Origin of the sequence: Actinomycetospora soli (assembly GCF_021026295.1) — a bacterium.
In the GTDB taxonomy this organism is placed as follows: domain Bacteria; phylum Actinomycetota; class Actinomycetes; order Mycobacteriales; family Pseudonocardiaceae; genus Actinomycetospora; species Actinomycetospora soli.
Map to the genome: position 1 here is coordinate 40,258 of NZ_JAJNDA010000023.1, position 21,076 is coordinate 61,333.

Consider the following 21,076-nt stretch of genomic DNA (forward strand, 5'->3'; position numbering starts at 1 on the left):
GCGGAGGAGCGCGACGGAGGCCACGGAGCGGGTCAGTGCCGGATCAGCCCGAGCGCCTCGGCCCGGGTGCTGGCGGACGACTTGAGGACGCCACGCACGGCCGACGTGGTGGTGCGCGACCCGGGCTTGCGGACCCCGCGCGCCGACATGCACTGGTGCTCGGCGTCGATCACGACGAGGACGCCGCGCGCCCCGAGCGTGCGGTCCAGCGCGTCGGCGACCTGCGTGGTCAGGCGCTCCTGCACCTGCGGGCGCCGGGCGTAGAGGTCGACCAGGCGGGCGAGCTTCGACAGGCCCGTCACCCGGCCGTCGGAGCCGGGCAGGTAGGCGACGTGGGCGACCCCGTGGAACGGCAGGAGGTGGTGCTCGCACATCGAGAACAGCGGGATGTCCCGGACGAGCACGAGCTCGTCGTGGTCCTCGGAGAACGTGCGCTCGAGCACCGCCGACGGATCGGTCCACAGTCCGGCGAACAACTCCCGGTAGGACCGCGCCACCCGGGCGGGGGTGTCGCGCAGACCTTCCCGGTCGGGGTCCTCCCCGATGCCGATGAGCAGTTCGCGGACCGCGGCCTCCACCCGCGCCGCGTCGAAGGCCTCGAGCCGAGCGGACTCGACGGATCGGACTCCGTTCCGCTCGTTGTCGTCCTCGACGGGTCGCTCCGTCTCCTGGCTGGTGGTCACGTCTCCCTCGCCCGTTTCTCGGGTGCGCGGGCCGGCCCGTGCCTCCGTCTCGGGGAGGAGTGGCCGCCGCTGGTCAGCTCTCCGTGCGACCGTCGGGACGACGGCCGTCCGGATCACCGTACGGGTTCGCGCCGGTCTCGCCCGGCGATGTGAACGACGTCCCGGTCTGCTGGTCGTGGTCCGGCGCACTGCGACGACCGCCCGAGGACGTGCCGTCCTCCGGAGCAGCGTGCTGGCCACCCGCACTGCCCCAGCCCGACGGCGCGGTGCCCGAGCCGTGCTGGCCGTAGGGACGCGTGTTCGGGTCCCAGGACGTGCCGCGGGGCGTGGTGCCGGGCGTCCACCCGGGGGGCGCCCCGTAGTTCGGCGGCACCGACGACGGCGGCTGCAAGGAGCCCCCGGTGCGGTAGACGTCGGGGATGCCCCAGCCCGAGGTGCCGGGCCCGGTCTGCCGGTCGCCCCCGACCGCGGGGGTGCCCACCGGCGGGGTGCTCGGGGCGCCCCAGCCGTGGCCGTTCTGGCCGGTGCGGTCGGCGGCCTGGCCCTGGCCGTTCATGCCCTGGCCGTTGACGCCCTGACCGTTCGCGCCCTGCCCGTTCGGGCCGTGACCGTTGCCGTTGCTCCCGGCTCCGACGCGGGCCGGCTCACGGCGCTCGTCCTCCGGCGGCCACGGCTCGCCCCGCTCGGCGGCGATCTCGCGCCGCGTCTTGATCGGGGGCCGGTCGGACGGGGTGCGCTCGCCGAAGTCGTTGAACATCGTGATGCGCGGACGCTTCGTGACCGACGCGAAGACGCGCTCGAGGTCCTTGCGCTGCAGCGTCTCGTGCTCGATCAGCTCACCGGTCAGCGCGTCGAGCGCGTCGCGGTGGGTGTTCAGGATCTCCCACGCCTCGGTGTGCGCCGCCTCGATGAGCTTGCGCACCTCCTCGTCGATCTCGTGGGCGACCTCGAGCGAGTAGTCCGACTGCTTGCCCGCGGTGCGGCCGAGGAAGGGCTCGCCCTGCTCCTGGCCGTACTTCACGGCGCCGAGCTTGGCGCTCATGCCGTACTCGGTGACCATGGCGCGCGCGATCTTGGTCGCCTGCTCGATGTCGGAGGAGGCGCCCGTCGTCGGCTCGTGGAACACGAGCTCCTCGGCCGAGCGGCCGCCCATGGCGAACACGAGCCGGGCGATCATCTCCGAGCGGGTCATCAACTCCTTGTCGTCCTCCGGGACGACGAGGGCGTGCCCGCCGGTGCGTCCGCGCGGCAGGATCGTCACCTTGTAGACCGGTTCGATGTCCGGCATCGCCCACGCGGCGAGCGCGTGCCCGGCCTCGTGGTACGCCGCGACCTTCTTCTCCTGGTCGGAGATGATCCGGCTCTTGCGGGCCGGACCGCCGATCACGCGGTCGACCGACTCCTCGAGCGAGGCGCCGGTGATCTGCTGCTGGTTGAGGCGCGCGGTGAGCAGCGCGGCCTCGTTGATGACGTTCGCGAGGTCGGCGCCGGAGAACCCGACGGTGCGCTTGGCCAGCCCGTCGAGGTCGGCGTCGGGCGCGAGCGGCTTGCCCTTGGAGTGCACGGCCAGGATCTGGCGACGACCCGCGAGGTCGGGTGCGGCGACCGGGATCTGCCGGTCGAACCGGCCGGGGCGCAGCAGCGCGGGGTCGAGGATGTCGGGCCGGTTGGTGGCCGCGATGAGGATGATCCCGCCGCGGGCGTCGAAGCCGTCCATCTCGACGAGCAGCTGGTTCAGCGTCTGCTCCCGCTCGTCGTGGCCGCCGCCCATGCCGGCGCCGCGGTGGCGGCCGACGGCGTCGATCTCGTCGACGAACACGATGCAGGGGGAGTTCTGCTTCGCCTGCTCGAACAGGTCGCGCACGCGGGAGGCGCCGACGCCCACGAACATCTCCACGAAGTCCGAGCCGGAGATCGTGTAGAAGGGCACGCCCGCCTCGCCGGCCACCGCGCGGGCCAGCAGCGTCTTGCCGGTGCCGGGCGGGCCGTAGAGCAGCACGCCCTTCGGGATCTTCGCGCCCAGCGCCTGGTAGCGCGTCGGGTTCTGCAGGAAGTCCTTGATCTCGTAGAGCTCCTCGACGGCCTCGTTGGCGCCGGCGACGTCGGCGAAGGTCGTCTTGGGCATGTCCTTGTTGAGCTGCTTGGCCTTGGACTTGCCGAACGACAGGACGCGGTTGCCGCCGCCCTGCGCGTTCATCATCCAGAACAGCAGCACCAGGACGAGGCCCAGCGGGATGAGGTAGATCAGCATCTGGCCGAGCAGGGATTCCTGCGTGACCTGGGTGTCGAACCCGTTCCGGGCCGGGTTCTCGCGCAGCTCGGTGAAGATCTGGTTCCCGGCGGCGGCCGGGTACTGCGCGTAGATCTGCGTGGTGCGCGTGGGCGCGCCCGAGGTGCCGTCCGCGGGCGGGACGTCGACGGGGTTCACCAGCGTCATCCGCAGCCGCTGTTCCTTGTCCTCCAGCGTGACCTCGGCGACGTTGCGCTGGTCGATCTGCTGGAGGGCGAGGGACGTCGAGGCCTGGGTGTAACCACGCGTGTCGCTGAAGAACGACGACACGACCAGGTAGACGACGAAGAGCACCACGATCCAGATCAGTGGATTGCGGAGCAGGCGCTTGCGGTCCATGCGGTGGCGGCCGGTCCGGCCTCGACCCTCCCCGGGTTGACTCACTGCCGTCTCTCATGCCAGGGAAGCCCTGATGAGGCCAATGTACCCCGGCCCACCGACACCGACTCTCGCGCGGCGTGACGTGCACGACCTCAGCGGCGGCGCTTCGCCGTCCCGAACAGGCCGCGGCTGATCTCCCGGCCCGCCGCGCTCGCGGCGGACCGCAGGAACGAGCGCACCATGGGGTTCGCCATCGCCTTCTCGAAGAAGCCGGGGCCGTCGTCGGCCTCGGGCGGCGGGGCCTGCGGGGGCGCGGGCTGCGGCGGCTGGTCGGCGGGGACCGGCTCGGCCCGCCCCTCCGGCGCGTGCGTCGCCCCGGTCCGCGCCGAGAGGCGCTCGTAGGCCGACTCGCGGTCGATCGTCTCGCCGTAGCGGGCCCACAGCGGCGAGGCCTTCGCCGCCTCGGTCACCGCCGGGCCGCCGATCGCCGCCATGAGCGAGCGCGGCGCCCGCAGGCGCGTCCACGCCACGGGCGTCGGGGCGCCCCGCTCGGAGAGCACGGTGACGATCGCCTCGCCGATGCCGAGCGAGGTCAGCGCCGTCTCGATGTCGTAGACGGCCGACTTCGGGTACGTCCGCGCGGTGCGCGTCAGCGCCTTCTGGTCGTCCGGGGTGAAGGCGCGCAGCGCGTGCTGCACGCGGGCGCCCAGCTGGGAGAGGACGTCGTTGGGGATGTCGGTGGGCAGCTGCGTGCAGAAGAAGACGCCGACGCCCTTCGAGCGGATCAGCTTCACCGTCTGCTCGATCCGCTCCAGGAACGCCTTCGAGGCGTCGGCGAAGAGCAGGTGCGCCTCGTCGAAGAAGAAGACGAGCTTGGGCTTGTCAAGGTCGCCGGCCTCGGGGAGGTCCTCGAACAGCTCGGCGAGCAGCCACATGAGGAAGGTGGAGAACAGCGTCGGGTCGGCCTGCTGGTCGGCGAGCTCGAGGAGCGTCACCACGCCCCGGCCGTCCTCGACGGCGAGCAGGTCGGCCGGGTCGAACTCGGGCTCGCCGAAGAACTGGTCCCCGCCGCGGGCCTCGAGGTTGACCAGGGCGCGCAAGATGACGCCTGCCGTGGCCGTCGAGACGCCGCCGATGCCCTTGAGCTCGGTCTTGCCCTCGTCGGAGAGCAGGTGCTGGATGACCGCGCGCAGGTCCTTGGTGTCCAGCAGGGCGAGACCCTCCTGGTCCGCCCAGTGGAAGATCAGACCGAGGGTCGACTCCTGCGTGGCGTTCAGGCCGAGGACCTTCGACAGCAGGATCGGGCCGAACGCGGTGATCGTCGCGCGGACCGGGACCCCGACGCCGGAGGCACCGAGCGAGAGGAAGCGCACCGGGTAGGCGGTGGGCGCCCAGTCGTCGCCGGTCTCCTCCGCCCGCTTCGTCACCCGGTCGCCCGGCTCGCCGGCGCGGGCCAGCCCGGACAGGTCGCCCTTGACGTCGGCGAGCATCACCGGGACGCCCGCCGCGGAGCACTGCTCGGCGAGGTTCTGCAGCGTCTTCGTCTTGCCCGTGCCCGTGGCGCCCGCGACGAGACCGTGGCGGTTGAGCGTCGCGAACGGGATGCGGACCCGCGCCGCGGGGTCCGTCGCGCCGTCGATCACCACCGCCCCGAGCTCGAGGGCGGCCCCGTCCGTGGCGTACCCGGCGGCGATCTCGGTCGCGGCCTCGTTCCCGGTCACGGCGGGCAGAGTAGCGGGTTCGGAGGCGCTCTCCCGTTCCCGACGACGGGTGGGGAGCGGTCGGTCCGACCGCAACCCAGACACGCCGCGCGACGACCGAAGACCGACCGATCGGGGGACGCGATCCGTCCGCGCCCGGAGCGACGACGACCGGAGGGACCCGCCGTCCCCCACTCGTCCCCCGCGCACCGGCCGGGCAGCCCGGTCGGGCACCCCGCACCGTGACGCTCGGTCCTCCTGCTCACCCACCCGGCCGAGCAGGACTGGGCGCCGCGCCCGCGACCTGCCACGCTGCGGACATGGCGCTCCCCACCGCCCAGCACCGGGTCCCCGACCCCGGCGCGACCCCCCGTCGTCAGGTCTCGGCCGAGGTCGCCCGGGTGCTGGACATCGCAGCTGGAGAGGCCGCCGAGCGCGGCCACCACTGGATCGGCACCGCACACCTGCTGCGTGCCCTCATCCGGGCCGACGGCCCGGAGGCCGGTCTGCTCGCCGCGGCCGGCGTGACCGACCGCGGCAGCGACACGGCCCTCACGCTCGCCGTGTGGTCCGCGGCCGGCGAACCCGACCCGTCCGGGCCGCCCGGGCCCCCGCTCGCCAACGACGCGGTCCGGGAGGTCCTCGCCGCCGCCCACGTGCGCGCGGCCGGGCTCGACCACGACGTCTCCGTGTCCGACCTGCTCGCGGTGCTCCTGCGCCGCGGCGAGGGTCAGGCCGCGGACATGCTCGCGACGCTGGGCGCGGACGCCGAGCGGCTGCTCGACGCCCTCGCCGGGCTCGACGCGCTCACCGGCCCGGTGCCGCCGGAGGTCGCCGTGCGGCGCCCGTCCCCGGTGCGCCGGATCGCCCCGCGCGACCCGGGCACGCTGCTGGGGTGGCGCTCGGCGTCGTGAGCCCCGGGGCCTACGGCCCCACCAGGCGACCGGCGGCGCGCACGAGATCCGCGGCGGTGCGGGCGGGCGACCCGGCGTCGTCGGGCACGCCCTCCCGCCACCCGGTCCACGCACGTCGGGCGGCCTCGAGCCCGTCCCGCACACCCGCCACGTCGGGCCGGACCGTCCACACGCCCCCGGCCCCGGCCAGCGACGCCGCGACCCCGGCGACGTCGGACACCACGACCTGCAGGCCCGCGGTCCGCGCCTCGATCGCGGTGAAGCCGTAGACCTCCTCGGTCGAGGGCAGCACCAGGGTGTGCGTCTCGGCGAGCACCGCGGCGACCTGCTGCTCGTCGAGGAACCCGTGGAACGTCACGCGGTCCGCCACGCCGAGCGCGGCGGCGTGCGCCCGCAGCCGTCCCGCCTCCGCACCGTCCCCGACGACGTCGAGCCGCGGTGCGCCGTCCAGCGCGGCGAACGCGGTGAGGAGCGCCTCGACGTTCTTGCGCGGGATCAGCTGGCCGACGACGACGAAGCGGTGCGGGCCGCCCGGGTCCCGCCCGGCCCGCAGCTCGCGCGGGCGGCGGGCGAACACCGCGTGGTCGACCGCGTTGACCGTCTCGACGATCCGCTCCGGGGCCACCCCGTCGGCCAGCACCGCGGCCCGCGCGGCCGGTCCGGGCACGACGACCGCGCCCGCACCACCGAGGAACCAGCGCCGAACCCGGTCGGCGGGCCCGGCCGCGATCCGGCGGCTGTCGAGCGTGCTCTCGGAGAACACGACGTAGGGCACCCCACGACGCCGCGCCGCGAGGGCCACGGTGACCGAGGCCAGCTGCGCCCAGGTGAGCATCACGACGACGTCGGCGTCGAGCACGCGGCGCAGCGACCCGGGCCGCAGGACGCCCTGGTAGGAGTCCAGCGCGCGCAACGGGCCGACCCGCGGCAGACGCCACGCGCGGACCACCTCGGCGGCGTAGCCGGGGTGCGGCCGGAAGGCCATCCGGCGCTCGGGCTCGTCGTCGTAGAGGAAGACCGCCCGGAACGTGCACCGCTGCGCGAGCTCGCAGAGCACCGGCTCGCGGTAGGGGGCCTGGACGTCGTCGAACCAGACGAGGCGCACCTCAGCGTCCGGGCAGGTCGACCCGGGTGGCGATGATCTGCCCGCGCTGGTCGCGCTCGCCGGTGATCGTGACCTGCTGGCCGGTGCGCACCGCGGCGACCCCGGTGGTCACCGGCGTGGCGACGACCGTGCCCGGCGTGGTCTGCAGCGGGGTGAGCGTGCCGTCGGCCCCCCGGACGGTCAGCACCGGGAAGCCGCTCGGGGTGATGTCCACCGACTCCACGGTGCCGAGCAGGGGCGGCACCGAACCCGGACCCGTGGCGGGTGCGGTGGCGCGCCCGACGAACAGCCCGATCGCGAGGAAGACGACCGCGCCGAGCACCAGCAGCAGGATGCGGGTCGAGCGCGCCATGCCGGGCCGGGAGAGCCGGTCGCGCAGGGGCACGTCGTCGACCGGACGGTCCAGCACCCCGACCTGCGTGGGCTGCTCGGACTCCCAGCCCGCGGCGGGCCCGCCGTCGCGGCGCTCCGGATCGGCGCCGAACGCCGGCTGCGGGCTCGGCGACATGATCGGGCCGGTCTCCCCCGCGTCGCGGGACTCCGGCTCCTTCGGCTCGGTCAAGACGACACTCCTCTACTCACGGCGCAGGGCCTCGATCGGGCGCAGACGCGCCGCGCGGCGGGCCGGGTAGCCGCCGAAGAACACCCCGATGGCGACGGACACCCCGACCGCGAGCACCACGGCCGAGGGCACGACGACGGGCCGGAAGTCTCCCAGCGGGATCAGCGTGCCCGCCGTCCCCACCGCCACGCCGATGAGACCACCGAGCACCGACAGGATCACCGACTCCACCAGGAACTGGCCCAGGATGGCCGACGGCGGGGCGCCGAGGGCCTTGCGGATCCCGATCTCGCGGGTCCGCTCGGTGACCGACACCAGCATGATGTTCGTGATCCCGATGCCGCCGACCACCAGCGAGATCGCGGCGATCGCGGCGAGCAGCAGCGAGAACGCCGACAGCGTCTGGTCCAGCACCTGGGCCAGCTGGCGGGAGCTGATCACCTGGTAGTCGCGGTCGTCGGGGGCGGCGATCCCGTGCCGGCGGTCGAGAATCGAGTTGATCTCCGACTCCGCGGCGGCCTGGGCGTCGGTGGACCGCGCGCCGACGACGATCTGGGACAGGTTCCCGTAGCCGGTCAGCGAGCTCTGCACGGCGGTCAGCGGGGCGAGCACGTTCTGGTCGGGGTTCGCGAGGCCGCCGCCCTGCCCGCGCGCCTCCAGCACGCCGACGACCTGGAAGGGCACGTTGTCGAGCAGGATCTCCTGCCCGAGCGGCGTGGAGCCCGGCCCGAACACGTCGTCGGCCACGGTCCGGCCGACGAGCGCGACCTTGCGCGCGGCGGCGAGGTCGGCGGCGTCGTAGGCGCGTCCGGCCGCGATCCTCGTGTTGGAGCCGGGGAAGTAGTCCGGCGTCGAGCCGACCACCGTCGCCGTCGTCGAGCTCCGGCCCGACGCGGCGTCGACCGAGGTCTGCACCACCGGCGCCACGAACGCGACGTCGGGCGCGCCCTGCGGGTCGGCGATCGCGGCCGCGTCCTCTGTTGTCAGCGGCCGCGCCGAGGCCCCGGACGTGGAGCCCGCGGACCCGCCGGCCGCGCGCGGGATGATCGTGATGCTGTTGGCGCCGAGCCCGGTGATCTGGCCCTGGATGTACTGCGCGGCGCCGTTGCCCAGCGCGGTCAGCAGGATCACCGCGGCGATCCCGATGATGATCCCGAGCATCGTCAGCAGCGAGCGCAGCCGGTTGGCCAGCAGCCCGGCGACCGCGAAGCGCACGACCTCGACGACGTTCACCGCGTCACCCGGCCCACGGCCTCGGCCCGGGTGGCCGGGGTCGCCTCGCGGAGGACCCCGTCGGTCACGACGACGATGCGGTCGGCCCGGGCCGCGACCTCGTCGTCGTGCGTGATCAGCACGATCGTCCGGCCGGCGCGGTGCAGGGAGTCGAAGAGGCCGAGGACGTCGGCGGTACTCGCGGAGTCCAGGTTGCCGGTGGGCTCGTCGGCGAGCAGCAGGGCCGGGGTGGTGACGAGCGCCCGCGCCACCGCGACGCGCTGCTGCTGGCCGCCGGAGAGCTCGTTGGGCCGGTGGTCCTCCCGCGTGCCGAGCCCGACGAGATCCAGCGCGGCGCGCGCCCGCTCCCGCCGCACCCGGCGGGACACCCCGGCGTAGACCAGCGGCAGCTCGACGTTGGCCAGTGCGGTCGTGCGCGGGATGAGGTTGAACGACTGGAAGATGAAGCCGATCTGCCGGTTGCGCAGGATCGACTGCTGACGTTCGTCGAGGTCGGCGACGTCGAGGCCCTCGAGCAGGTAGTGCCCCGACGTCGGGGCGTCGAGGCAGCCCAGGATGTTCAGCAGCGTCGACTTGCCGGAGCCGGACTGGCCGATCACCGCGACGTACTCGCCGCGCCGCACGACGAGGTCCACGTCGCGCAACGCGTGCACGGCGGTCTCCCCCGCGCCGTAGACCTTCGACATGGCCCGCACGTCGAGCACGGGCACGTCGGTCACCCGCCGCTCCCCTGGCCACCCGAGTTCTCCGTGCGCGGCGGCGGCCCGCCCTGGCCGAACACGTTCGGCGTGTTCGGGTCGGGCAGCACGACGAGCTCGCCCATCGACAGGCCCGAGGTCACCTGGGTGACGGTGTCCGAGGACAGCCCGATCCCGATCTGGCGCTGATGCGTCGTCCCGTCCGCGGCGAGCACGTTCACCGTCGCCGCGCCGGAGTCCGGCCCGCCGATCGGCGTCACCGCCACCGACGGCAGGAAGGTCACGTTGTTCGCCTGCCGGACGGTGATCGCGACGCTCGCCGACATCCCCGGGCGCAGGCCCAGCGGCGGCGGGGTCATCGCCACCGCGGTGCCGTACTGCACCGTCGAGCCCGAGCCCGGCAGGACGTTGACCGTCGACACGGAGCCCGGGATCCGGTCGCCCGGCAGCGCGTTCACCGAGACCGTGACCGGCTGGCCGCCGGTCACGCGCCCGACGTCGAGCTCGGGGATCTGGGCGAGGATCTGCATGGACGCGAGGTCCGCGATCGTCATGACGGCGGGTGCGGCCGGCGCGGCGGTCACGCTCGACCCGCCGGTGGCACCACCGCCCGCGGCCGCGGCCCCGGCGGCGGCCGCGCCGGACGCGGCGCCCGACGACGCCGACTGCCCGGACCCGGCGCCGCTGGAGATGGCCGATCCGTCGGGCAGGCGCCCGCCGGCGGGGTTGCCGGTGGCGGTCGAGCTCACGACGATGCCCTGCGGCCCGGCGAGCTGCCCCGCGACGCCGTCCAGGCTCACGACGGTGCCGTCCTGCGGCGCGACGAGGTCGAGGTTCTCTGTGGACTGGAAGGCCTGGATGCGGTTCGCCCTCGCCTGCGCCAGCGAGGTCTCCGCGTTCCGGACGGCGAGCTCGCCCGGGTCCTCGGAGGTCTGCGCGGTCGCCCCTGACTGGCCCGAGGTGGAGCCACCGGGTGCGGGCGTCGGGGTCGCGCCGCCGCCCTGCGCCGGGAAGGACTCGATCCCGCCGGAGGAACCGGAGAAGTTCATACCGCCGTTCAGGAGGCCGTTCGAGCGCTCCGGCTGCTGGCCCTGCTGGAGCTGGCCCTGACCCTGCTGAGGCCGGCCCTGCTGGACCTGACCCTGCTGCTGGCTCTGCGGCTGGGGTTGTCCCTGCTGCTGGACCTGACCCTGCGGGAGCTGACCCGCCTGCTGACCGGTCTGTCCACCGGCCGTCGCGCCTGCATTCGGCTGCTGGGCCTGCGTCGTGGGCGGCGGGTTGTCCTTCGCGTACCGGGCGTCGTCGAGCTGCTGCTCGGCGGCGGACACCTGCGCGTCGGCGGCGTCCAGATTGGCCCGCGCGTACTCGCCGTCGAGCACGGCGACGGTCTGTCCCTTGGTGACCCGGTCGCCCAGGCGCACCCGGACCTCGGCGATCTTGCCGCTGGTGGAGAAGTTGAGGGTCGCGCTGGTGGAGCTGGTGACCGTCCCCGAGGCGGTCACGGTCTCCGCGACCGTGCCCCGGCCCAGCGGGGTCGTGCGCAGCGAGGTGTCCTCGCTCGACGACGTCCGGGTCAACCCGTAGACCGTCCCGCCGGCGGCCAGGAGAACGGCCAGGACGACCAGGCCGTTCACGATCCAGAGTCGCCGGGATCCTCCAGCCGCCATGCGGCGCACACTAGGGCCAGCCGCAGGGGGCGTTGCGCCCGGGGGGTGACGATCCGGCAGCGCACTCCCGGCTGTGTGACGCGAGCGTGACGCTCAGGCGTACACCGAGGGGTCCAGGGTGCCGATGTAGGGGAGGTCGCGGTACCGCTCGGCGTAGTCCAGGCCGAACCCGACCACGAACTCGTTCGGGATGTCGAACCCGACGTAGCTGACGTCCACGTCGAGCTTCGCGGCCTCGGGCTTGCGCAGCAGCGTCACCACGTGCAGCGAGGCCGGGCCCCGCGACTCGAGGTTCTTGCGCAGCCACGAGAGCGTCAGACCGGAGTCGATGATGTCCTCGACGATCAGGACGTGCCGCCCGGAGATGTCCCGGTCGAGGTCCTTGAGGATGCGTACGACACCGGACGACGACGTCGCCGACCCGTACGAGCTGATCGCCATGAACTCCAGCTGCGTGGGCACCGGGAGCCGACGGGCGAGGTCGGTCATGAACATGACCGCGCCCTTGAGGACCCCGACCAGCAGCAGGTCCGGCTCGCCCGGCCCGGGTGAGCCGTAGTCGGCGGCGATCTGGTCCGCGAGTTCTCCGATCTTGCCCTGGATCTCCTCGGAGCTGATGAGCACGGACGCGATGTCGCCGTCGTACACCTCGAGCGGACCCCTTCGTCGCTACTTCCCGGTACGCGCTGAACGGACCATCAGCCTGCCACGCGTCCGGATCACCTCCAAGCCGCCGGGGAGTGACGGCGGCCCCTGTCCGCGCCAGCGGGCGACCAACCCGTCGACCGCCCGCAGCTGCGCCTCGTCCCACCCGCGCGCCCCCTGCCCGGCCAACCACGCCCGCAGCACCCGCCGCCGCACCGCCGCCGGCTCCTTCCCGACGACGGGTGCGGCGAGGCCGCCGTCGTCGTCCTCCGCCGCGCGCCGGACGTCCTCGGCGAGCGCCGTGAGGGCCGCGTCGTCGTCGGCGAGCTGGGCGGCCGTGCGGGCCAGTGCGGGCGCGACCCCGCCCGCGAGGACCTCCTCGAGCAGCGGCAGCACCTCGTGGCGCAGGCGCACGCGGGTGTAGCGCGGGTCGTCGTTGTGCGGGTCCTCCCAGGGCTCCAGGCCGGTCTCGGCGCACGCCTGGCGGGTGGTCGCCCGCCGCACCCCGAGCAGCGGTCGGCACCACGGCGGGTCCCAGGTCCGCATCCCGGCCAACGACCGCGCGCCCGACCCCCGCCCCAGCCCGAGCAGCACCGTCTCCGCCTGGTCGTCGAGGGTGTGGCCGAGCAGCACGGGCGCCCCGCCGAGCGCGTCGGACGCCGCCCGGAGCGCCGCGTACCGGGCGCGGCGCGCCTCCCCCTCGGGGCCGTCCGGACCGTTCCCGACGACGACCGCCCGCACCTCCGCCGTCGCGCCCAGCCCGGCGAGCTGCACGCGGGCACGCTCGGCGACCTCCCCCGACCCCTCCTGCAGCCCGTGGTCGACGACCACCGCGTGCACCTCACCGCACACCGCGACCGCCGCCGTGGCGAGCGCCAGCGAGTCGGCCCCACCGGAACACGCGACGAGAACCGGCCCCGACCCGACGTCGTGAAGGGCCTGCCGCACCGCGCGCCGGACCTCGGCGACGGCGGCGGGCACCCTGCTCATCACCCGTGGACGCGATCCATCCACGCCGACGGATCGGTGATCTCCGAGCGGCGGGGCAGGGTGTCGGGCGAGGTCCAGACGGCGTTGAAGCCCTCCATGCCGATCGTGCCGACCACCTCGTCGACGAACACCCGGCCCTGCTCGTACTGCTTGACCTTGGCCTGCACGCCGAGCAGCACCCGCAGGAGCCGGTCGACCGGGCCGCCGCCGCGGCGGCGGGCGGAGAAGCGTCCGCGGATCGTCGCGACCGACGGGATGACGGCGGGTCCGACCTCGTCCATGACGTGCTCGGCGTGGCCCTCGAGCAGGGTGGTCAGCGCGAGCAGCCGGTCGAGGATCGCGCCCTGCTCCGGGCCCTGCAGCAGCTCCAGCATCGAGACGTCGCTGCGCGAGCGGATCGCGCGCGTGATCTCGGGCAGCCGGTCGAGCGCCGCGGTCACGCCGCTCTCCATGCCGGAGGCGAAGGTGGTGACCTCGTCGCGGAAGTGGTCGCGCAGCCACGGGACGGCGGTGAACTGCAGGCGGTGGGTCGCCTCGTGCACGCACACCCACAGCGCGAAGTCCTCGGCGTCGACCTCGAGCGCCTGGCGCGCGGCGGTGACGTTGGGGGCGACCAGCAGCAGGTGGCCGGCGTTCTGCGGGCCGGCGAAGGGGTCGTACTGGCCGAGGACCTTGGTCGACAGGAACGCGAGCAGGGTGCCCATCTGGGCGCCCGCGACGGTCGAGGTGACACCGGCCGCGGCCCGGGTCAGGAGGCTCGGCGACGTGCGGGTGGCGGTGGGCAGCCGGACCTCGGAGGTGAGCGTGCGGATGCCCTCGACGCCCGAGGCGATCCAGCCGGGGCGGTCGACCACGGCGGCGTCGGGGATGTCGTGGCCCGCGCCGAGCCCGGTCAGCTCGCGGACGTGTCCCTCGCCCACGCGCGCCCCGGTGGCGAGGCGGGCCACCTCGGCGGCCGCCTCCTCCCGGTCGACGGCGGGTCCGGGCGGGACGAGCCGCGAGCCGGTGGCGACGGCGAGGTCCCAGCGCACGGGCAGTCCGGTCGCGGGGCGCTCGGTGACGGTCACGTCGTCCACCGTACGGATCCGGGCGGGCACCGGGCGTCAGCCGTGGCCCACCGCTGACGTCCAGCGACAGCCGTGTGCCACCGCTGACGGTCAGCGGCAGCCGCAGCCCCGCAACGCCGTCGCGAGCGCGTCGAGGCGTGGACGCGCGCCGACCGGGTCGGGCCCGTTGGACATGAAGGCGAAGACCAGCAGGCGCCCGTCGGTGTCGGGCACGACCCCGGCGAGCGCGTTCGTGCCGGTCAGGGTGCCGGTCTTGGCCCGGACCCAGCCCCGCCCCGCGGCGTTCGTGGAGCCCGCGGTGTAGCGGTCGACCAGGGTGCCGGTGCCCGCCGCGACCGGGAGGCCGTCGAGCAGGGGCCGCAGGGTCGCGGTGCGCGGGTCGGCCGTGGTCGGCGCGGCGGCGGGGGTGAGGACCGCCGCCAGCACCGAGGCGGGGATGCGGTTCTCGGTGGAGAGCCCGGAGGCGTCGGAGGTGGTGACGCCCGTCGTCGCGATGCCGTTCGCGTCGAGCACCTTCCGGATCGCCGTGGTCGCGCCCGCGAAGGACGCGGGGGCGCCCTCGCGGATCGCCACCTCGCGACCGAGGGCCTCGGCCAGCAGGTTGTCCGAGTTGGTCATCGCGGTGTGCACCAACTCGGTGAGCGGCGGCGACTCCACCCGACCGAGCACCGGCGCCCCGGGGGCCGCCGTGCCGTCGCGCACCGTGACCCGGCCGCCGAGGCGCTCACCGAGCGCGGCGCCGGCGTCCTGGGCGGGCGTGGCGGTGCGGGCGCCGTCGAGCGCGGTCGGGTCGAGCCGGCCGCCGTCGAGCATGAGCGGGCCCATCGGCGCGAGGTTGCCGCCGGCGATGTCGACCGGGTCCCAGCCCGGCGCGAGCAGCGGGCCGGAGTAGCGCGAGGTGTCGACGTAGACCGTGCCCACGGGTTGCCCGCCGCGGGCCGCGCGGACCTGGGCCACGAGGTCGTCGAGGTGGGCGGCCCCGGGGTAGACCGACTCGCGTCCGTCGGGCAGCGAGGAGAGGGAGACGTCGCCGCCGCCGACCAGCACCACCGAGTCGGGCGTCGGACCCGCCGTCACCGTCGTGGCGAGGCGGGTCTCCGGGTCGAGCGCGAGCAGCGCGGCGGCCGCCGTCAGCAGCTTCGTCGACGACGCCGGGACCTGCGGCTCGCCGGGGTTGCGGCTCCACAGGGGGGCCTGGGGCGACGCCGGGTCGAGCACGACCCCGGTCAGGTCGCCGAGGCCCGCGGTCCGGCCGTCGAGCGCGGCGGCCACGCCCTCGGGCGTCGGCGACGGGGCCGACGGGGGCAGCGCGTCGAGCTGCGGGCGGAAGGCGACCGGGGTCGGCGGGTCGACCGACGCCGAGACCGGCAGGCCCAGGGACCGCGCGAGGCCGGGCGCGGTGAGCACGGCCGCCGTCCCGAGACCCCCGAGCAGCCCGAGGACCACCAGGACGACGAGCGCCCGCGTGAGCAGTCGCCGCGAGCGCGGCACCTCCGCGCGGTGACTGTGGGGTCGCTCGTCCGCCTGACCCTCGGAGCGGTGATCCACCTCGCTCGCCGTCAGGACTGCCTCCCCCGTCGCCGCCGGTGCGACCTGCCCCACGCCCGTCCGTGGTCGCGGGGTGCGGCCGGTACGACACACTAGAGGCGACCGACGACGGGTTCACCGACCCCGGTCGGGTGACGGGCCCCAGACGACCGCAGTGAGGACGCGCCGTGGAGTTCGACGTTCTGATCGAGATTCCCAAGGGGAACCGGAACAAGTACGAGATGGACCACGAGTCCGGGCGGATGCGTCTCGACCGGACGCTGTTCACGGCCACGCAGTACCCCGCGGACTACGGGTACGTGGAGAACACGCTCGGCCTCGACGGGGACCCGCTCGACGCCCTGGTCCTGGTCCAGGAGCCGACCTTCCCGGGCTGCCTGATCCTCGCCCGCACCATCGGCATGTTCCGCATGACCGACGAGAAGGGCGGCGACGACAAGCTGCTCTGCGTCCCGGCGGGCGACCCGCGCCAGGAGCACCTGCGCGACATCCACCACCTCTCGGAGTACGACCGCCTCGAGATCCAGCACTTCTTCGAGGTCTACAAGGACCTCGAGCCGGGCAAGAGCGTCGAGGGCGCCTCGTGGGTCGGCCGCGCCGACGCCGAGCAGGAGATCCGCGACTCCTACAAGCGGGCCGAGGAGCAGGGCGCGCACTAGACCCCTTCCCGACGGCGGGTCCGCTCGCGCGGCGCCGTCGTCCGCGGATCGATCGAAGGACGGTGTCGGGATGCGCAGACCGTCGGTGCGCGACGCGCGGAACGTGTGGATCGCGGGGTTCTCGCTGGCAGCGGTGCTGCAGGGGGTGTTCCGACGGCCGTTCGCCCGGGGCAGCGCCTGGGGCGACAACGGCGGGTGGCAGCGCGAGATCGCGGTGTGGAACGTCGGGACTCTCGTCACCGCGGCCGGGCTGGCCGGTCTGGGTCCGGAGGCGGACCGGGCCCAGGTCCGGGGCTTCGCGGTGCTGTCGACCCTGTTCGGGCTCAACCATCTCGTCGCGGCCTGGCGCTCTCCGCGCAGCGGGAGCAACTGGTTCGGCGCCGGACTGAACGCGGTCGGGCTCGCCGTCGGGTTCGCCGCCCTCACCGGCCCACGGTCCGCTGCCCGGCCCGATGCCCGGCCCGATGGGCAGGGCTGATCGACCGGTCCGGGGAGTCGTCCCGTGACGGGACCGGCGGTGGAACGGCTCGGGCGCGACGTCTTCCTGGTCACGGGCACCGACGTCAACTGGATCCTGCTGCGCGAGGTCGACGACCTGACCCTGATCGACGGCGGCTACCCCGGGGACCTGCCGGCCGTCGAGTCCTCCGTCCGGACCCTCGGACACCGCCCGCAGGACGTGGTCGCGACCCTCGTGACACACGCTCACGTCGACCATCTGGGGGCGGTCAACGCCTTCCGCGCCCGCTACGGCACCCCGGTCCACCTCCATCCGCTCGAGGTCGCGCACGCACGTCGTGAGCACCTCGAGCAGCTGGCGCCCCGACAGGTGGTCGCCAACCTCTGGCGTCCGAGGGTCCTGCCGTGGGCGCTGCGGGTCGCCCGGGCGGGGGCCGGCCGGGACGTCGCCGCGCCGCACGCGGAAGCCTTCCCCACCTCCGGCCCGCTCGACCTGCCGGGGTCACCGGTGCCGGTGTGGACGGGCGGCCACACGTCCGGCCACACCGCGTTCCACGTCCCGGGGGCGGGCGCCGTGGTCAGCGGCGACAGCCTCGTCACCGGTCACGCCCTCTCCCCGACCACCGGCCCGCAGCTGATCGCGCCCTGGTTCAACCACGGCACCGACGCCGAGATGCGGGAGGCGCTGGACGTCCTCGCGACGCTCGACGCCGATCTCCTGCTGCCGGGACACGGACCCGCGCACCGGGGGCCGGTCCGGGCGGCCGTGGAGGCCGTGCGCGACGGTCGGTGACGCCGGACGTCGGGCGTCGATGACCCGCCGGGTCATCGACCGGGCGACCCGACCGCGCCATGATCGACCGGGTGAGCCTGTACGCCGACGACCTCGAGCCCGGCCGGTCCTTCGGCTTCGGCCACCACACGGTCTCCGAGGCCGAGATCGTGGACTACGCCCGACGGTGGGATCCGATCTTCATCCACGTCGATCCGGAGGCGGCGACCCGCGCCGGTCTCGGAGGTGTCATCGCCAGCGGTCTGCACACCCTGGCGATCTACCAGCGATTCGTGGTCGAGGCGATCTGGTCACGCGCCGCCGGGGGTGTGGGCCGCACGATGGACGTCGGCTTCCGACGGCCCGTCCGCGCCGGCGCGACGCTCACCGGGCGGGCCGTCGTCCACGGCGTGGAACCGCGCCCGGAGCGCGGCGACGCCGTCGTGACGATCCACGGTGAACTCGTCGACGACGACGCCGTGGTCCTCACCGTCGTCAACGAGTCCGTCCTGCCGCTGCGACCGACCGCGGACGACGCCTCCTGACCGCACGCACGACCGGCCCGGAGGGACTCCTCAGTGCACGCCCCGGCCGACCTCGCGCGGAGCGCCCTTCCGGTCGAGCCCGTTCTCGACCGCGCCCCACGCGAGGACCGCCGCGACCGGGGCGAGGACGCACGTCGCGGCCCGCAGGACGGGACCGACTGCTCGCAGGGCCAGACCGAGAATCATCGGAGCACTCCTTCGGGTCGCGGGAGGAGGAAGGTACCGCTCCGCGGGCCCTCCGGCCTCTCGATGACCGGCTCCGCGGCATCGTCGAGCGCTGCGGACCTCGGGTGACGAACGGGCCGCGGCGGCGCGGGCACTCGCATCGGCCGCCGGCGCTCACAGCAGCCCGTGCGCCCGCGCGTTCGTGATCACCTGGGCACGGTTGCGGGCGTCGAGCTTGCGCATCACGTTGTGGAGGTAGGTCTTCACCGTGTTCGGGGAGAGCCGCAGCTCCTGGCCGATCTCACCGTTGGTGTGGCCGGAGGCGACGAGCCGGAGCACGTCGTACTCCCGCGGGGTCAGCGGCGCGTCGGCCGTCGGCACGTCGCCGCGGAAGGTCCCGGTGCGGGCGACGTCGCGGATGGCCGCGCCCAGCTCGCTGCCCGACGCGTCCTTGACCAGCAGGCCGACCGCGCCCGCCGACAGCGAGGGCGCCACGGCCGAGTGCTCCGGGAACGCGGTGAACAGGAGCACGCGGGTGGCCGGGGAGACCCGCCGCAGCCGCGGCACCACGTCCGCGGCGAGCGCGTCGGGCAGGCGCACGTCGAGCAGCACGACGTCGGGCCGCTCCCGCCCGCACGCCACGGTCGCCTCCGTCGCGTCGGCGGCGTGCCCGACGACCTCGATGTCGCTGTGCCGCGCGAGCTGGGAGGCCACGCCGTCCCGCACCACCGGGTGGTCGTCGACGATGAGCACCCGCACCGTGTTCAGCACGGCAGCTCGAGCCGCCAGGTCGTGCCGCCGTGCGGGTCGGGCAGGACGCGCAGGCTGCCGCCGAGCCGGCGGACGGCGTCCGACGTGGCCGTCAACCCGATCCCGGGTTCCACGACGGGCGGCACGCCCGCACCGTCGTCGGTCACGGCGACGACGAGCGCTCCCCCACGGCGCGCCACGCTGACCACCACCGCCGAGGCCCCGGCGTGCTTCTCGACGTTGAGCAGTGCCTCCCGCACCCCGGCCACGACCACGTCCGTCCGCGACGGCGCGAGCGCGGGCGGATCGTCGAGCACCACCAGTTCGGCCGGGGTCCCGGTGCGGTCGCTGAACGCGGAGCAGTCCTGCTGCAGCACGACCGAGAGCTCCAGTGCCGCCGGGGACGCGCGCAGCGTCCGCAACGAGTCGCGCAGGGCGGCCGAGGCCTCGTTCGCCTGGTCGCGCAGGTGCGCCAGTCGCGCGGCGAGTTCCGGGTCCGTCCCCACCGCGTCGCGCAGCCCCGCCATCCCCGAGCCGATCGCGAAGAGCAGCGCCCCGACGCTGTCGTGCAGGTCGGCCGCGATCCGGCTGCGCTCCTCGTGCACCGCGACCTCGCGGGCCAGCCGCGCGCGCTCGGCCACGGCCACGGCGAGGGCCACCTCTCCGGCGACCGCCTCGGCGCGCTCGGCGGCCCGCCCGCCGAAGGTCCCGGCGGACCGGGCCCCGACGGCGAGCACCCCGAGCAGCCGGTCGTCGCGCCGCACCGGGACGGCCAGCAGGCGCTGGACGCCCTCGAGGTCGATGACGCGGTCGAAGGTGTGGGTGATCTCGGCCGAGCCGAGGTAGTCGTCCACCCACGATGGCGTCGCGGACGCGTGCACCTTGCCCGTCAGCCCGTGACCGCGGGCGACCGTGAGCCCGCGCAGCAGACCGGTGCGGTCCCCCGCGAGCTGCGCCAGGACGAGGTCCTCGGACGAGTCGACCGGCTCCGCCACCCACGCGACCTCACCCTCGGCGCGCAGCAGGTCCAACGCCGCACGGATCGCGGCCCGCCGATCGAGCAGCCCCACCAGCTCGGCGTGCTCGGCGCTCAGCGGCGACGTCGGGTCCACCGGCCCATCGAACGCCGGTGGAGCGGCGATGTCACGGGGTGAACTGCTTGATGAGTTCACGGCGCATGATCTTCCCGGTCGACGTGGCCGGGAGCGTCTCGACGAACCGCACGAGCCTCGGCCGCTTGTAGGCCGCGAGGTGCTCGCGGGCGTACGCGAGGAGCTGCTCCTCGGTCGGGGCGCGGCCGGCCACGGGTACGACGTAGGCGCAGGCGATCTCGCCCCGGACCTCGTCGGGAACCGGCCCGGCCGCGACCAGCGCGACGTCGGGGTGCGCGGCGAGCACGCGCTCGACCTCGGCGGGGTAGACGTTGTAGCCGCCGGTGATGATCATGTCCTTGCGGCGGTCGACCACGAACACGTGGCCGGTCGCGTCCATCGTCGCGACGTCGCCGGTGTGCAGCCAGCCGTCGGGCTCGATCGTCTCGGCGGTCGCCCCGGGATTGCCGTGATAGCCGGACATGACGATCGGGCCGCGCACCATGAGCTCTCCCGGCTCGCCGGTCGGCGCGTCGCGGTGCACGTCGTCGAGATCGGCGATCCGCAGCTCGATCCCGGGCAGCGCCACCCCGATCGAGCCCGGCACCGGCGGCGCGTAGAGGGCGTGGGTCGTGCCCAGCCCCGCCACCTCGGTCATCCCCCACAGCTCGATCAACGGCGCGCCCGACCGCGTCTGCCAGCGCTCGATCGTCGAGAGCGGGATCGTCTGGCCGCCGACCGTGCACCGGGTCAGCGACGACAGGTCCGCCTCCGCGAGCTCCGGCGCGGCCAGCAGCATCGCGTACATCGCCGGCACGCCCTCGAACAGCGTCGCGCGGTGCTCGGCGATCAGGCGCAGCGCCTCCCCGGGCGCGAAGCGCTCCATGAGCACGACGGTGCCGCCCGCCAGCAGCGTCCCGTTGATCACGACGTTGCCGTAGACGTGCGGCGCGGGCAGTGCGGTCACGACGACGTCGTCCGAGCGCCGCCCGTGCATCGTCGCGGTCAGGGCGCAGTTCAGCAGCACCGCCCGATGGCTCTGCACCGCACCCTTGGGGTGGCCGGTGGTGCCCGAGGTGTACCCGATCGTCGACGGGGCGTCGGGGTCGACGACCACCGTCGGCGTCGGGTCCTCGCACGCGAGGAGCTCGTCGAAGGCCACCGCGCCGGCACAGTCCCCGAACGCCACCACCGTCAGCGGTTCCGGCAGGT

The 21,076-nt window shown here is 74.6% G+C and carries 21 protein-coding genes; 5 read left to right on the forward strand and 16 right to left on the reverse strand.

Going from position 1 to position 21,076, the window contains the following annotated elements; all coding sequences use genetic code 11:
- Positions 1 to 32 precede the first annotated feature (32 nt).
- From folE to LN037_RS26985, 3 genes are all read right to left on the reverse strand, one after another.
- The gene (folE, locus tag LN037_RS26975) at positions 33 to 683 is read right to left on the reverse strand and encodes a GTP cyclohydrolase I FolE (RefSeq protein WP_230759289.1); all 651 of its coding nucleotides are present in this window, start codon (positions 681 to 683) and stop codon (positions 33 to 35) included.
- Positions 684 to 756: 73 nt separating this feature from the next.
- A complete protein-coding gene (gene ftsH / locus LN037_RS26980) occupies positions 757 to 3,312 on the reverse strand; it encodes an ATP-dependent zinc metalloprotease FtsH (protein WP_230759291.1) in 2,556 nt (851 codons plus the stop codon).
- A 134-nt stretch (positions 3,313 to 3,446) separates the two neighbouring features.
- Positions 3,447 to 5,015: a helicase HerA-like domain-containing protein gene (locus LN037_RS26985; RefSeq protein ID WP_230759293.1), complete on the reverse strand. Its 1,569-nt coding sequence runs from the start codon at positions 5,013 to 5,015 to the stop codon at positions 3,447 to 3,449.
- 299 nt (positions 5,016 to 5,314) lie between these two features.
- Between LN037_RS26985 and LN037_RS26990 the strand changes: the two genes are divergently transcribed.
- Positions 5,315 to 5,908, forward strand: coding sequence for a Clp protease N-terminal domain-containing protein (locus tag LN037_RS26990; protein WP_230759295.1), 594 nt, complete (start codon positions 5,315 to 5,317; stop codon positions 5,906 to 5,908).
- A gap of 10 nt (positions 5,909 to 5,918) precedes the next feature.
- Here the strand turns inward: LN037_RS26990 and LN037_RS26995 are convergent, their stop codons facing one another.
- From LN037_RS26995 to dacB, 9 genes are all read right to left on the reverse strand, one after another.
- Entirely contained in the window at positions 5,919 to 7,013 is a 1,095-nt protein-coding gene (locus LN037_RS26995) for a glycosyltransferase (protein ID WP_230759297.1), read from the reverse strand.
- 1 nt (position 7,014) lies between these two features.
- A complete protein-coding gene (locus tag LN037_RS27000) occupies positions 7,015 to 7,575 on the reverse strand; it encodes a hypothetical protein (protein WP_230759299.1) in 561 nt (186 codons plus the stop codon).
- A 12-nt stretch (positions 7,576 to 7,587) separates the two neighbouring features.
- Positions 7,588 to 8,808, reverse strand: coding sequence for an ABC transporter permease (locus LN037_RS27005; RefSeq protein ID WP_230759301.1), 1,221 nt, complete (start codon positions 8,806 to 8,808; stop codon positions 7,588 to 7,590).
- A complete protein-coding gene (locus tag LN037_RS27010) occupies positions 8,805 to 9,494 on the reverse strand; it encodes an ABC transporter ATP-binding protein (RefSeq protein WP_230759371.1) in 690 nt (229 codons plus the stop codon). Before LN037_RS27010 ends, LN037_RS27005 begins: the two co-directional genes overlap by 4 nt.
- A 29-nt stretch (positions 9,495 to 9,523) precedes the next feature.
- A complete protein-coding gene (locus LN037_RS27015) occupies positions 9,524 to 11,173 on the reverse strand; it encodes an efflux RND transporter periplasmic adaptor subunit (protein WP_230759303.1) in 1,650 nt (549 codons plus the stop codon).
- A gap of 93 nt (positions 11,174 to 11,266) precedes the next feature.
- Complete coding sequence (gene hpt / locus LN037_RS27020; RefSeq protein WP_230759305.1) at positions 11,267 to 11,821, reverse strand: hypoxanthine phosphoribosyltransferase; 555 nt, start codon at positions 11,819 to 11,821, stop codon at positions 11,267 to 11,269.
- Between the two features lie 21 nt (positions 11,822 to 11,842).
- Positions 11,843 to 12,808: a tRNA lysidine(34) synthetase TilS gene (gene tilS, locus LN037_RS27025; protein ID WP_230759307.1), complete on the reverse strand. Its 966-nt coding sequence runs from the start codon at positions 12,806 to 12,808 to the stop codon at positions 11,843 to 11,845.
- Positions 12,808 to 13,875, reverse strand: a complete 1,068-nt coding sequence (locus LN037_RS27030; RefSeq protein WP_230759309.1) for an Rv3626c family coenzyme F420 biosynthesis-associated protein — start codon at positions 13,873 to 13,875, stop codon at positions 12,808 to 12,810. Before LN037_RS27030 ends, tilS begins: the two co-directional genes overlap by 1 nt.
- A gap of 90 nt (positions 13,876 to 13,965) precedes the next feature.
- Positions 13,966 to 15,366, reverse strand: a complete 1,401-nt coding sequence (dacB, locus tag LN037_RS27035) for a D-alanyl-D-alanine carboxypeptidase/D-alanyl-D-alanine endopeptidase (RefSeq protein ID WP_230759311.1) — start codon at positions 15,364 to 15,366, stop codon at positions 13,966 to 13,968.
- A gap of 224 nt (positions 15,367 to 15,590) precedes the next feature.
- Between dacB and LN037_RS27040 the strand changes: the two genes are divergently transcribed.
- The 4 genes from LN037_RS27040 to LN037_RS27055 all read left to right on the forward strand — a co-directional run bounded on the left by LN037_RS27040 (position 15,591) and on the right by LN037_RS27055 (position 17,858).
- Positions 15,591 to 16,082, forward strand: coding sequence for an inorganic diphosphatase (locus LN037_RS27040; RefSeq protein WP_230759313.1), 492 nt, complete (start codon positions 15,591 to 15,593; stop codon positions 16,080 to 16,082).
- Positions 16,083 to 16,152: 70 nt separating this feature from the next.
- Positions 16,153 to 16,560: a hypothetical protein gene (locus tag LN037_RS27045; protein WP_230759315.1), complete on the forward strand. Its 408-nt coding sequence runs from the start codon at positions 16,153 to 16,155 to the stop codon at positions 16,558 to 16,560.
- 24 nt (positions 16,561 to 16,584) lie between these two features.
- The gene (locus LN037_RS27050) at positions 16,585 to 17,334 is read left to right on the forward strand and encodes an MBL fold metallo-hydrolase (protein WP_230759317.1); all 750 of its coding nucleotides are present in this window, start codon (positions 16,585 to 16,587) and stop codon (positions 17,332 to 17,334) included.
- Between the two features lie 71 nt (positions 17,335 to 17,405).
- Complete coding sequence (locus LN037_RS27055) at positions 17,406 to 17,858, forward strand: MaoC/PaaZ C-terminal domain-containing protein (RefSeq protein WP_230759319.1); 453 nt, start codon at positions 17,406 to 17,408, stop codon at positions 17,856 to 17,858.
- Between the two features lie 30 nt (positions 17,859 to 17,888).
- Here the strand turns inward: LN037_RS27055 and LN037_RS27060 are convergent, their stop codons facing one another.
- The 4 genes from LN037_RS27060 to LN037_RS27075 form a co-directional block, all read right to left on the reverse strand.
- Positions 17,889 to 18,044 carry a hypothetical protein gene (locus tag LN037_RS27060; RefSeq protein WP_230759321.1) on the reverse strand — a complete coding sequence of 52 codons (156 nt, stop codon included), beginning with the start codon at positions 18,042 to 18,044 and terminating at the stop codon, positions 17,889 to 17,891.
- A 153-nt stretch (positions 18,045 to 18,197) separates the two neighbouring features.
- Complete coding sequence (locus LN037_RS27065) at positions 18,198 to 18,794, reverse strand: response regulator transcription factor (RefSeq protein WP_230759323.1); 597 nt, start codon at positions 18,792 to 18,794, stop codon at positions 18,198 to 18,200.
- Positions 18,788 to 19,885, reverse strand: a complete 1,098-nt coding sequence (locus LN037_RS27070; RefSeq protein WP_230759324.1) for a GAF domain-containing sensor histidine kinase — start codon at positions 19,883 to 19,885, stop codon at positions 18,788 to 18,790. The genes LN037_RS27065 and LN037_RS27070 overlap by 7 nt, the downstream gene beginning before the upstream one ends.
- 31 nt (positions 19,886 to 19,916) lie before the next feature.
- Entirely contained in the window at positions 19,917 to 21,053 is a 1,137-nt protein-coding gene (locus LN037_RS27075; protein WP_230759326.1) for a class I adenylate-forming enzyme family protein, read from the reverse strand.
- Positions 21,054 to 21,076: the final 23 nt, after the last annotated feature.

Bases quoted from the DNA above. Each gene is read 5' to 3' on its own strand.
- ftsH (WP_230759291.1), bottom strand. From the start codon at position 3,312: ATGGACCGCAAGCGCCTGCTCCGCAATCCACTGATCTGGATCGTGGTG.
- LN037_RS26990 (WP_230759295.1), top strand. From the start codon at position 5,315: ATGGCGCTCCCCACCGCCCAGCACCGGGTCCCCGACCCCGGCGCGACC.
- LN037_RS27010 (WP_230759371.1), bottom strand. From the start codon at position 9,494: ATGTCGAAGGTCTACGGCGCGGGGGAGACCGCCGTGCACGCGTTGCGC.
- LN037_RS27015 (WP_230759303.1), bottom strand. From the start codon at position 11,173: ATGGCGGCTGGAGGATCCCGGCGACTCTGGATCGTGAACGGCCTGGTC.
- tilS (WP_230759307.1), bottom strand. From the start codon at position 12,808: ATGAGCAGGGTGCCCGCCGCCGTCGCCGAGGTCCGGCGCGCGGTGCGG.
- LN037_RS27045 (WP_230759315.1), top strand. From the start codon at position 16,153: ATGCGCAGACCGTCGGTGCGCGACGCGCGGAACGTGTGGATCGCGGGG.
- LN037_RS27060 (WP_230759321.1), bottom strand. From the start codon at position 18,044: ATGATTCTCGGTCTGGCCCTGCGAGCAGTCGGTCCCGTCCTGCGGGCC.